This window comes from Pseudomonas sp. GW822-FHT04H02 (assembly GCF_058800645.1).
Map to the genome: position 1 here is coordinate 1 of NZ_JBXAMM010000009.1, position 12,104 is coordinate 12,104.

Annotated in this window: 9 protein-coding genes, 1 rRNA gene and 1 pseudogene; 5 read left to right on the forward strand and 6 right to left on the reverse strand. The window is 62.4% G+C overall.

Translation table 11 applies throughout. The annotated features are described in order from the left end of the window. Positions 1-76 (forward strand): 5S ribosomal RNA (rrf, locus tag AC1RMG_RS29655); the annotation flags it as partial. 154 nt (positions 77-230) lie between these two features. Here rrf and AC1RMG_RS29660 read toward each other — a convergent pair. The 4 genes from AC1RMG_RS29660 to AC1RMG_RS29675 all read right to left on the reverse strand — a co-directional run bounded on the left by AC1RMG_RS29660 (position 231) and on the right by AC1RMG_RS29675 (position 5,586). Continuing rightward, positions 231-1,412 carry a PepSY-associated TM helix domain-containing protein gene (locus AC1RMG_RS29660; protein WP_493170866.1) on the reverse strand — a complete coding sequence of 394 codons (1,182 nt, stop codon included), beginning with the start codon at positions 1,410-1,412 and terminating at the stop codon, positions 231-233. A 71-nt stretch (positions 1,413-1,483) separates the two neighbouring features. Beyond that, positions 1,484-3,976 (reverse strand): TonB-dependent siderophore receptor, encoded by a 2,493-nt coding sequence (locus tag AC1RMG_RS29665; RefSeq protein ID WP_103291594.1) that lies wholly within the window; start codon positions 3,974-3,976, stop codon positions 1,484-1,486. Between the two features lie 99 nt (positions 3,977-4,075). After that, entirely contained in the window at positions 4,076-5,080 is a 1,005-nt protein-coding gene (locus tag AC1RMG_RS29670; RefSeq protein ID WP_493170868.1) for a FecR domain-containing protein, read from the reverse strand. 5 nt (positions 5,081-5,085) lie between these two features. Further along, entirely contained in the window at positions 5,086-5,586 is a 501-nt protein-coding gene (locus tag AC1RMG_RS29675; protein WP_019093129.1) for a sigma-70 family RNA polymerase sigma factor, read from the reverse strand. A gap of 314 nt (positions 5,587-5,900) precedes the next feature. Between AC1RMG_RS29675 and AC1RMG_RS29680 the strand changes: the two are divergent. Continuing rightward, positions 5,901-6,926 (forward strand): annotated as a pseudogene (locus AC1RMG_RS29680) (HAMP domain-containing protein); the annotation flags it as partial. 69 nt (positions 6,927-6,995) lie between these two features. Beyond that, entirely contained in the window at positions 6,996-7,781 is a 786-nt protein-coding gene (locus AC1RMG_RS29685; RefSeq protein WP_370059459.1) for a methyl-accepting chemotaxis protein, read from the forward strand. Between the two features lie 65 nt (positions 7,782-7,846). On the opposite strand, the gene AC1RMG_RS29690 is transcribed toward AC1RMG_RS29685, so the two are convergent. Then, positions 7,847-8,611: a thioesterase II family protein gene (locus AC1RMG_RS29690; protein ID WP_011058510.1), complete on the reverse strand. Its 765-nt coding sequence runs from the start codon at positions 8,609-8,611 to the stop codon at positions 7,847-7,849. A 290-nt stretch (positions 8,612-8,901) separates the two neighbouring features. Between AC1RMG_RS29690 and lapG the strand changes: the two genes are divergently transcribed. Then, positions 8,902-9,594 carry a cysteine protease LapG gene (lapG, locus tag AC1RMG_RS29695; protein WP_011058511.1) on the forward strand — a complete coding sequence of 231 codons (693 nt, stop codon included), beginning with the start codon at positions 8,902-8,904 and terminating at the stop codon, positions 9,592-9,594. Between the two features lie 14 nt (positions 9,595-9,608). Next, on the forward strand, positions 9,609-11,555 hold the full coding sequence (lapD, locus tag AC1RMG_RS29700) for a cyclic di-GMP receptor LapD (protein WP_053155799.1): 1,947 nt from the start codon (positions 9,609-9,611) through the stop codon (positions 11,553-11,555). 93 nt (positions 11,556-11,648) lie between these two features. Here the strand turns inward: lapD and AC1RMG_RS29705 are convergent, their stop codons facing one another. Then, positions 11,649-11,987 (reverse strand): hypothetical protein, encoded by a 339-nt coding sequence (locus AC1RMG_RS29705; protein ID WP_011058513.1) that lies wholly within the window; start codon positions 11,985-11,987, stop codon positions 11,649-11,651. Between the last annotated feature and the right edge of the window lie 117 nt (positions 11,988-12,104).

Genomic DNA, 12,104 nt, shown 5'->3' on the forward strand with positions numbered 1-12,104 from the left:
CGAACTCAGAAGTGAAACGATGCATCGCCGATGGTAGTGTGGGGTTTCCCCATGTGAGAGTAGGTCATCGTCAAGATCAAATTCCAAAACCCCTGTCTGCTCACGCAGACAGGGGTTTTGTTTTTGTGCGCTATAAAGCCTGGGCTGTGTGGCAGAAGCAGATTGCAGGGTGGATTCAGGGCTTTATCAGCATCGAGTAAGCAGCCATCAAGATCACACTTGCTTGCCTCTTACGCCCTGTTCTTACGCATCTTGCTGCTTCTACGGGCCATTAACTTACGCCACCAGATATAGATGCCGGTCAGTGCCAGCACGGCAATCAGAACGCCCAATAGAGCAATGATCACCTGCCCCGTGGTACCGATGATCCTGCCTCCATGTATGGGCAGTTGCAGTCGGTAGAAGCGCTCTCCGAGGGTGCCTTGCCCCGCTATCTCCTGCCCCAGCAAGCGCCCATCCGTACCGTGGAAGAACAGCCAGGACTTACCATGGGCCTGGCTGTCATGCCGACCAAAACCTGCTCCATAGAAGTTGTATTCAAAGCTGTAATACAACTCACCAATCGTCTCCTTCAAGCCCAGCCGCTGCCCCTCTTCCAGAGCCCGTTCATAGGCCTGTTGATAAGTCAGCCGGGTTATCCCCAGCTCTGCCGCCGGTGCTCGTCCCCGAGCTTCATAGACGCTGGGTTCGATGGACGAGAGCAATGACACCACGGGTTTGAACACCTGGCTCGGCAGGTTCATGGCCACGCTACTGATGGCGATCGGCAGCAGGAGCAGCCATAACCACAAGCCTGCGGCGCGATGCAGGTCGAAGTTGAGCCGATAGGCATGGCCGCCCTTGATCTTCCAGGCCGTGGCCCACTTGCGCCAGAACGGCCGTCCACGAGGCAGGGTCAGCAGCAAGGCAACAAAACAGTCGATGACCCAGGCAATGGCCACCAGCCCCATCAACCATAGCCCCCAATTGCCGGGCAGGCTCAGGTTGTAGTGGAACTCCAGCAGAAAAGGCACCAGGTTCTGCCGCTGGAAGCAGCAGGCGCCCCAAAAGCGCTGCCCCTGCTGATGGGCCGTAACCGGGTCAAGGTAAAATACCTGATTGTGCTCGGTATACGGTTGGCCGGTGGCCGGGTCGGTGCGTGGCACCGCTGCCAGCAGCGCCGCATGCCCGGCTTCTTGTGGATATTCCATGTACCAGACCTGCAGCCTCGGGTGCTCGGCCTGAACGCTATCCACCAGTGAGCCGGGGGCCAGCACCGGCCCCTTGCCGGACGTGTGATAGAACTCGGGGTTGAGCCACTCATCCAGCTCGTGATGAAAGGCCAGGACACTCCCGGTCAGCCCGGCCAGCAGCAGGAACACTGCGGTGGCCAGGCCCATGTAGCGGTGCAATAGAACCAGAATGGCGCGCATGACATTTTCCCGTAGAGACGACAAAGCCAGCGGCTGCTGACAGGCGCTGGCTTTGTTGGCGTCAACCTAGATCAGAACTGGTAGCTCACCGTGGCGGCGACATTGCGCTCTTCGCCCAGGTAGCAGTAGCTCAAGCTTGCACAGGAGGCGACGTAGGATTCGTTGGTCAGGTTGTTGGCATTGAGCCGTACATCCACTCCCTTGAGGCCCAGCTTGCCCAGGTCATAGCCGATGGAGGCATCGAAGAGCGTGTAGGCCGGTACCTTCATGGTGTTCTCGGCATCGGCCCAGCTGTAGCCCACATAGCGCACACCGCCGCCCAGGCGCAGGCCATCCAGCGCCGCGCTGTCGAACTTGTAGTCGGCCCACAGCGACGCCATCTGCCGCGGTGCCTGAGTAGGCGAGTTGCCCTTGTTCTCGATGAGGTTGGTGGCGCTGCTCAGGGTGCTGGTCATCGACTTCGAATACTGGATGTCGGTGAAGGTATAGCTGCCCAGCAGTTTCAGGTTGTCGGTCAGCTGCATGTGGGCTTCCAGCTCCAGCCCCTGGGAGCGAACAGCACCCACCGCACGATAGAAGTTTTCCTGGGGCAGCTTCGACGCCAGGTTCTCCTGGTCGATGCGGAACAACGAGGCAGTGAACAAGTTGTCCGTACCTGGTGGCTGATATTTCAGCCCGACTTCCCATTGGGTGCCGTCGGTGGGTGGCAGCGGATTGCCTGCGCTGTCTGCGTAGGAGTTGGGGTTGAATGACTCGGAATAGCTGACGTAAGGCGCCAGACCGTTATCGAACAGATAGAGCGCGCCTGCACGCCCAGTGAGCTTGGTGCGTTTGTCGCTGATTTCGGTGCCCAGTGGGCGCTGGGCTTCAGCCAGGCGGTTTTCATCCGAGGTCTCCACCCAGTCCTGGCGCAGCCCCAGGGAGAAGCGCCATTTGTCCAGCTCGATCAGGTCCTGCAAGTACACGCCGGTCTGTTCCAGGCGCCGCAAATAGCTGGTGTGGCTGTAGTAGTTGATCGTCGAGTTGCCATAGACCGGGTTGAATGCATTGATCGGCTGCAGGGTTCCCTGGTCCCAGTCGACCACGGTCTTGCGCCGTTGATAGTCGGCTCCCAGCAGTAAGGTGTGCTTGACGTCGCCGGTGAGGAATTCGGCCTGCAGCATGTTATCGACGATGAAGGAGTGGAGCTTCTCATCTCCACCCGAGTAATAGCGGTTCAGGTCATTGCTGGTGGCATTGGTCCAGCCATAGGCATAGACCTGGTCGAGCTTCACCTTGGAGTCCAGGTAGCGGAAGTTCTGGCGGGCGGTGAAGGTGTCGTTGAAACGATGCTCGAACTGATAGCCGAAGGACTGTTGATCGCGCTTGTAGCCATCCACGCCCGGCTCGCCCTCGAAGAAATGCTCGGAAATGCGCTGGCCATTGCGCTGGTTCAGGGTGCCATTGGCCGGCATGCCGCCGTGGTAGCCGCCATCGGGGTCATTCTGCAAATAGGCCTGGAGCGTCAGGGAGGTGTCTTCACTGAAGTCGATACTCAGGGTCGGCGACAGGGCGAAGCGTTTTTCCTTCGCGTGGTCGAACTGAGTGTCGGACTTGTCCGTCAGGCCGATCAACCGATAGGCAACGCGCTTGTCGTCATCGAGCGGGCCGCTGAAGTCGAACCCCAGGCCCTGTTTGCCCTGGGTGCCCACGGTTGCCTGAATCTGGTGATAGGGCTCGTAGAGAGGCTTTTTGCTGGTCAGGGCCACCAGGCCGCCAGGGGAACTGCGGCCATAAAGCACCGATGAGGGGCCCTTGAGAATATCCACCCGTTCGAGGAAGTAGGGGTCGACCTGCATGCTGCTGTAGGTGCCGCTGTCACCCATGGACTTGAGGCCATCGAGGTAGATGTTGTCCACCGAACCATCGTTGAAGCCGCGCATCGCTACATAGTCGTAGCGATGGGTGGCGCCATAGGGATTGGTCAGCACGCCGGGGGTGTAGCGCATGGTCTGGGCGACGGTTTGCGCGCCCTGGTCGTCGATCTGTTCACGGGTGACCACCGAGACGCTTTGCGAGGTCTCCAGCAACGCTGTACTGGTCTTGGTGGCGATCTGACTGTGCGTCGCGTTGTAGCCCTCCATGCTGCCCAATGCGTTGCCCAGGGCGAAGCCCTTGACCTCAGTGGCGGGCAGGGTCAGGGCGCTGCCCTGGGGCAGGGGCCGCAGTACGTAGTTGCCGCCGTCCTGGCTGACCGCCTCCAGTCCCGAACCCCGCAGCAGCTGGTTCAGGCCTTGGGGAATGGAGTAGTCGCCCTGGAGCCCGGGGGACTGCCTGCCCTGGGTCAGGGCCGGGGTGGTGGACAGGGTGATCCCGGCCTGCCGGGCGAACTGGTTGAGGGCATCGCCGAGGTTGCCCGGGGCCACGCTGTAGCTGTGACGCGGGGCATCAACAGCGCTAGCGGCGGCCAGCACCTGGGGCGCCACTGTGCCGAGGCCGATGCTGGAGCACAGCAGGGCGGCGCGGATGGCTTGGCGCAAGGGGCGGGCGCAGGGAGAGCTTGGGCGGGTGTCGCGCAGAGTCATGGTAGGTTCCGTTGAAGTCGCAGGAAGCAGATTGAAGTGCTTACTGACTAAGCCGGACGTCCTGGCAAAACCCGCCAAAAAAAATCACCCCAGTGAATTTCAAGCCACTGGCCCCAAGGTCACCCACCAACGGGTGCGGTAGCGCAACTGCACTGGCAGGGTCTGGGGCAGGATGGCCAGCAACTTGTCGGTGTCTTCCAGGCGGAACACACCTGAAAGGCGCAGATTGCCAACCGCTGCCGAGCAGCCCAGATAGCCATGGCGATAGCGGCCGACCTCCTGGAGGAAGTCGTCCAGGCGCATGTTGCGCGTAACGATCAGGCCATCGGCCCAGGCGCCGAGGTCCATCGCCAGGGGGGCCGCAGGTTCGGCCAGGCCATGGCTGATCTGATAGCTCTGACCTGCTTCCACCCGGGCGCTACGGCCGTCGGCGGTGTGCGGCGCATGAATGGCCACGCTGCCGTGGGTCACGCTCAGGCGCGTGCAGCGATCCTCCACGCGCACCACGAAGCGGGCGTCGAAGCCTTCCAGCAGGGCGTGGCGGCTCTCCACCAGCAGCGGGCGGGCAGGGCCGTGATCGGCTCCACAGGACACCATGATCTCGCCCCGGCGCAGTTTGATCAGGCGCTGCTCGGCATTGAAGTTGAGGTCCGCCGCGCTGTCGGTATTGAGTTCCAGGCGGGTGCCATCGGGCAACTGGAAGCCCCGCTGCTCGCCGACGGCGGTGGCAAAGTCTGCGTTCCATTGTTGCCAGCCCAGCAGATCCTTGCCGACCCAGGCACTGGAGCCCAGGAGCAGGGCGCCACTGAGCAGTTTCAGGGCCTGGCGCCGGCCCAGGCGCTGACTGCTGTGTTCCAGGGTATGCAAGGCCACCTGAGCCCCCGGCACCGAACGCAGGTTGGCCGTGAGTTCCTGCTGCAACGATTGCACCCGCTGCCAGGCCAGTTCGTGCTCCTGGTGCGCCGCCCGCCACAGATCGCACTGTTGCTGTAGCTTGGGGTTGGCACCGTTGTTGCGCAGGCGCAGCAACCAGTTGATTGCTTGCTTGACCACCAGGTGATCGGGATTGGGTTTGAGCGGCAGGCTGGCGGGAAAGTTATCCACAGGCTTCAGCTCTCGTAGCGCAGCAGGTAGCAATGGTAGAGCGCCTGGGCGACATAACGCTCGACGGTACGCAGGGATAGGCCCATCTGCTGAGCAATCTGCTTGTGGGTAAGTTCCTCGCACTGAGCCAGGAGAAAAGCCTGACGTACTTTCGGCTTCAGCCCTTCAAGCATCCGCGCAATGCTTTCCAGCAGCTCCAGAATCAACGCCCGAGCTTCAGCGCCGGGTGTTTCGGCTTCGGGCAAGTGGGCGATGGTTTCCAGATAGGCACGTTCGATTTCCTCGCGGCGCCAGTGATCGATTACCAGCCCCCGAGCGATGGTGCGTAAAAAAGCCCGGGGGGCCTTGAGTTCCAGACGTTCAGTTTTCTGCAGCAGGCGTACGAAGGTGTCCTGAGCCAGGTCGGCAGCATCCGCGGCATTGCCCAGGCGCTGGCGCAGCCAACTGTTGAGCCAGCCATGGTGATGGCTGTAGAGCGTCTGTACGGCGAACTCGGGTGATGACATGGACGCGGACTGCCTGAGTGTCACTAATGATAATTAGTCGCATTGTCATTGAGGCTTTATCGATTTGGCAATAAGCAGCGCACTGTCGATCATCTGAAAATGTGCTGCGGATGCTCTGGAACACCGTTCGGCGGGATTAGGCAAATTCAGGCGAGTAATTCAGAAAAATCTCTAAGGGTTCGCAGATTCTTGCCGAAAGACTGATAAGACATGCGTGCACCAAAGTAGAGCGGTCAGAGAACATCGCCTGCGCTGTTACATGGAATGTTGCATTACGGACGCATCCCCACTTTCGGCATAAGAAGTCCCATGAAATGAATCTCAAGTTCAGCCATAAAATCCTTTTGGCCGCCTCCGGCGTAGTGGTTCTGGCTTTTGCGTTGTTCACCTTGTACAACGACTACCTGCAGCGAAACACCATCCGACAGAACCTCGAATCCTCTATCCAGCAGGCCGGTGAGCTCACCTCCAGCAGTGTGCAGAACTGGATGAGCGGGCGGATCCTGGTGCTCGAGAACCTCGCGCAGAACGTTGCTCACCAAGGTCAGAACGCAGATTTCCCAGGGCTGGTGGACCAACCGGCCTTTACCTCGAACTTCCAGTTCACCTACGTCGGCCAGGCCAACGGCACCTTCACCCAGCGCCCTGACGCGAAGATGCCCGACGGCTACGACCCGCGTCAGCGCCCCTGGTACAAGCAGGCCGTCGCCGCCGACAAGACCATGCTGACCCCGCCCTACATGGCGGCTGTCGGTGGCCTGGTGGTGACCATCGCCATGCCGGTGAAAAAGCAGGGTGAACTGCTGGGCGTGGTTGGTGGCGACCTGAGCCTGGAAACCCTGGTGAAGATCATCAACTCGGTGGATTTCGGTGGCCTGGGCCACGCCTTCCTGGTCAGTGCCGACGGTCAGGTGATCGTCAGCCCGGACAAGGACCAGGTGATGAAGAACCTCAAGGACATCTACCCCGGCGCCAACGTACGGATCGAAAACGGCAACCAGGAAGTGGTCCTGAACAAACAGGAGCGCATCCTCTCCTTCACCCCGGTGACCGGCTTGCCGAATGCCGAGTGGTACATCGGTCTGTCCATCGACAAGGACAAGGCCTACGCACCGCTGAGCCAATTCCGTACTTCTGCCTTGATCGCGATGTTTATCGCCGTGGCGGTGATCGCCGTACTGCTGACCCTGCTGATCCAGGTGTTGATGCGCCCACTGATCACCATGGGCCGTGCGATGCAGGACATCGCCCAGGGCGAGGGCGACCTGACCCGGCGCCTGGTGGTGGAGAGCAAGGACGAATTCGGCGAACTGGGCAGCTCGTTCAACCAGTTCGTCGAGCGGATCCATGCCTCGATTTCCGAAGTGTCCTCGGCCACCCGCCAGGTACACGACCTGTCCCAGCGCGTGATGGCTTCGTCCAACGCTTCGATCATCGGTTCCGACGAGCAGAGCGCCCGCACCAACAGCGTGGCCGCCGCGATCAACGAACTGGGGGCCGCAACCCAGGAAATCGCCCGTAACGCCGCCGATGCCTCGCAGCACGCCAGTGGCGCCAGCGAGCAGGCCGACGACGGTCGCCAAGTGGTGGAACAGACCATCCAGGCCATGACCGAGCTGTCGCAGAAGATCAGCCTGTCCTGCACCCAGATCGAGACCCTGAACGCCAGCACCGACAACATCGGGCACATTCTCGATGTGATCAAGGGCATCTCCCAGCAGACCAACTTGCTGGCCCTCAACGCGGCCATCGAAGCGGCCCGTGCCGGCGAAGCCGGCCGTGGCTTCGCCGTGGTGGCCGACGAGGTGCGCAACCTGGCTCATCGTACCCAGGAGTCGGCGGAAGAGATCCACAAGATGATCACCTCCTTGCAGGTCGGCTCCCGTGAAGCGGTGTCGACCATGAACGCCAGCCAGGCGTCCAGCGAAGAGAGCGTCGAAGTGGCCAACCAGGCCGGTGCGCGGCTGGTCAGCGTGACTCAGCGGATCGGCGAGATCGATGGCATGAACCAGTCGGTGGCGGCGGCGACCGAAGAGCAGACGGCCGTGGTGGAGACCCTCAATGTCGACATCAACCAGATCAACCTGCTGAACCAGCAGGGCGTGGCCAACCTCAACGAAACCCTGAAGGATTGCGATGCCCTGTCGCAGCAGGCCAGCCGCCTGAAGCAACTGGTGGACAGCTTCAAGATCTGAGGTTTCGCGTCACTTTCAAGCCCGCTCCCGCCTCACGGCAGGGCGGGCTTTTTCATGGGTAGCGATCAGGCCGGGTGGTCGCCCAGCAGCCCCAGGTGGGTATTGATCACCTGCAACAGGCGCTGGCGCTGGGACTTGATGAAGAAGTGATTGCCGGCCACTTCGATCAGCTCGAACTCGCGGCCGGTGAACTCGCGCCAGTTGAGCATGAGGTTGGCCGTGGCCAGCGGGTCCTCGCTGCCGTAGAAGGCCGTCAACGGCACATCCAGGCAACCGCTGGAGGTGTCGTACCAGGTTTCGAAAAGCTTCAGGCCGTTGCGCAGCAGGCGTTCATAGGATTGCAGGTCGTTCTGCCCGCGGGGCATCTCCAGGGGGCTGGCGCCGAGGGTCAGGATCGCCTCGCGAAACGCGGCGATGGGCAGGGAGTGGAGCAAGGGGCGGCGCGGCAGGCTGTCCGGGCTGCGACAGCCGGAGACGAACAGGTGGCGGGTCTGCTGGGGAAAGCGTTCCTGGGCATGCTTGCTGGTCTCGTAGGCCAGCAGCGCGCCCAGGCCGTGGCCGAACAGTGCATGGGGCTCGCCGAGCCAGGGGTCGAGGGCGGTGAAGGTGTTTTCCAGCAGGCTGGGCCAGTTGTCGCAGGGCGCTTCGTCACGGCGCGGACCGTGCCCCGGCAGGTTGAGCACCACCAGCTCGATATGATCGGCCAGGCCACTGGACCAGACCCGCATTTGCTCGGCTGCCGCCCCGGCCTGGGGAAAGCAGATCAGGCGGATCCGGGTGGCTTGCCCGGGTTTGATCACCAGCGTCCATTGTCGGGTGTCGGTGTACACAGCTTTTCCTTAAGCAAGTGGGCCGGCACTGCGCCGGCCAGAGGCAGCCTGAAGAGGGCGTCGCAGTCTGCGGATGGTTTCTAACATAGTGCCTGTCGTCCGTGAAGGTACGCGTGTGCCGGGCCGGGCGGGCGGTTGCTGTCGGTCGCCGGAACGCGGCTTGCGGCTATGCTCTGAATGTTTCGCGCCGGCTCTTTTCCGGCGGCTGGTGATTGTAAGGTGCCATTGTTTTTTGCCGGGCCAGCCTTCACCATCAGCCGATTTACGACAGCTCCCATGGACGCATTGCATTGGCGGCACGTTTAGCTCTTTCTCGGACCCTGCGCTGGTTCTGCGCGGCATTGCTGCTGGCCGGCGCACTGCTGGGCAGCCTGCACGCCGACTGGGATTTCTCCCTGATCAGCCGCCGTGCCACGGCGCTCTACGGTCCGCTGGGCGAAGGGCAGCCGCGCATCGATGCCTGGCAGCACCTGCTGGCCACGCAAAAGCAGGTGCCCGAGCGCGAACAGTTGAAGGTGGTCAACCTGTTCTTCAACAAGAACATGCGCTACGTGGAAGACATCGACCTGTGGCACCAGGTGGATTATTGGGAAACGCCGATCGAGGCATTGTGGAAGGGCGCCGGCGATTGCGAGGACTACGCGATCGCCAAGTATTTCAGCCTGCGCCACCTCGGGGTTTCCAGTGACAAACTGCGCATCACCTACGTCAAGGCCCTGCGCCAGAACCGTGCGCACATGGTCTTGACCTACTATTCCAGCCCGGAGGCCATGCCTCTGGTGCTCGACAGCCTGGAAGACTCGATCCGCCCGGCCAGCGAGCGTACCGACCTGTTGCCGGTGTACTCCTTCAATGCCGAGGGTCTGTGGCTACCGGGGGCCAAAGGCAACAAGCGGGTGGGCGACACCAAGCGCCTGTCCCGTTGGCAGGACGTGTTGAAAAAAATGCAGGCCGAAGGTTTTCCGGTCGAGACGACTAACTAGGAGCACGAGCTCAGATGTCTTTGTTCAAACAACTGTTGATCGCAATCTGTGTGTTCCTGGTGGTCGCCTTCAGCGGCAGCTTCATGGTCAGCCTGGAAAGCTCGCGCACCCAGTATGTCAATCAGCTGCGCTCCCATGCCCAGGATGCCGCCACTGCCCTGGCACTGTCGCTGACGCCGAACATCGACGACCCGGCGATGGTCGAGCTGATGGTCAGCTCGATCTTCGACAGTGGCTACTACGCCAGTATCCGGGTGGTGGACCTGGCCACCGACAAGACCCTTGTCGAGCGCAGCGGCATCCCGGAAGTCGGCAACGTGCCGCAGTGGTTTGTCAGCCTGATCGGCCTGGAACCGGCGGGTGGCGATGCCATCGTCAGCCGCGGCTGGGAACAGGCGGCACGGGTCGAGGTGCTCAGCCACCCGATGTTCGCCGTGGCCAAGCTCTGGCAAAGCGCTCTGGGCAGCCTGGGCTGGCTGTTGATCTGCGGTGCGGTGAGCGCGGTGCTCGGCGCCCTGCTGCTGCGGCGCCAGCTCAAGCCGTTGGACTACATGGTCCAGCAGTCCCACGCCATTGCCCGTCGTGAATTCCTCAGCCTGCCGCAATTGCCCCGGACTCCGGAGCTGCGGCGGGTGGTGCAGGCCATGAACCAGATGGTCGAGAAGCTCAAGGCGCTGTTCCAGGAGCAGGCCGAGCGCAGCGAGAAACTGCGCACCGAGTCCTATCAGGACAGCCTGACCGGGCTGGCCAACCGGCGTTATTTCGAAATGCAGCTGCACGCCCGCGTAAGCAACCCCGAGCAGGCCAGTTCCGGCTACCTGTTGCTGTTGCGGGTCAAGGACCTGGCCGGGCTGAACCAGCGCCTGGGCGGCCAGCGCACCGACCAGTTGCTCAAGGCGGTGGGTGAACAACTGCTGCGCGAGTGCGACAAGTACCCGGAAACCCACAACCTGGTCACCCGGGTCCGTGGTGGCGAGTTCGCGGTGCTGGCGCCGGGGCTGGTGCGTGAGGAAGCCATCCAGCTGGCCCAGAGCCTGGACAGTGCCCTGGGCAACCTGCACGCCACCGGCGCCACCGATGTTGCCTCAGTGGCCTCCATCGGCCTGGCGGCGTTTGCTCACGGTGATTCGCCGCAAGCGGTGCTGAGCCTCGGCGACCAGGCCCTGGCCCAGGCCGAAGCCCAGGGTGACACCAGCTGGGCCTGCCTCGATCAAGGCGCCAGTGCCCAGGTCGGGGATGACCACCATGCCTGGCACCGGCTGTTGGACCGGGCGCTGTCGGAGCAGCACTTCCAGCTGTACTTCCAGCCGGTGGTGGCCGCTCGGGACACCCACCTGGTGCTGCACTACAAAGTGCTGTCGCGGCTGCTGGATGAACAGGGCCAGACCATTCCGGCCGGGCGTTTCCTGCCGTGGCTGGAGCGTTTCGGCTGGACCTCGCGCCTGGATCTGCTGATGCTCGAACAGGTGCTGAGACAGATGGCGAGCCACGAAGACTGCCTGGCGCTGAACCTGTCGGCGGCGACCCTGGCGGACCCGCACGCCCTGAATCGGGTGTTCGAGATCCTGCGCCAGCATTCCGACCTGGGCCCGCGCCTGACCCTGGAGATCGGTGAAGAGCAATTACCCGAGCAGGCCATGCTGGAACAGCTGACCCGGCGCCTGCGCGAGCTGGGTTTCTCCCTCAGCCTGCAACGCTTCGGTGGGCGCTTCAGCATGATCGGCAACCTGGCGCGCCTGGGGCTGGCGTACCTGAAGATCGATGGCAGCTACATCCGCGACATCGATCAGGAAAGCGACAAGCGCCTGTTTATCGAAGCCATCCAGCGCGCGGCCCACAGCATCGACCTGCCGCTGATTGCCGAACGGGTCGAGACCGAGGGCGAGCTGCAGGTGATTCGCGAGATGGGCTTGTACGGGGTGCAGGGCCAGCTGTTCGGCGAGCCGGCGCCCTGGGGTTGAAACCGCTTTCGCCGGCGGTCCTGCTTACAGGCCTTTAAACCGCTTTCGCCGGCAAGCCGGCTCCTACAGTAGGAGTCGGCTGGCGAAAAGGGTTCAGATCAATCCGGTTTCATCGTCATTGATCAACCGGCTCAAACCGCCCAGCGCCTCGCGGGCCTGGGTGCGATCCATCAGCTTGGCCTGGGCCGCGGCCGGCAGGTCGGTGATGCGGATCACGCCCTTGAGGGTCAGGAGCTGGATCAGGTCGTCCAGCACCCGGATCATTTCCAGGTCGCTTTGCTTGAGTTGCTTGAGACTGACTTCCACCGCCTCGTTGGCGTACCAGGTCTGGATCTCGTGGTGGTCGGCGGGCAGCGTCTCGGTGGCCTCGGCGTAAGCGGCGGCTTCCACGCGAATCAGCTGGCCCTGTGCATCGCGTTGCACGTAGAACATGGCGAATCCCTCAGGCATGTGTTTCCGGCGTCAGGCAGGCAGCAGCATAGGCCAACGCAGCATTCAGAGCGCGAGTATGCGGTGCGCCGCGGCGCTCGTCACGCCGCGGGCTGCCTG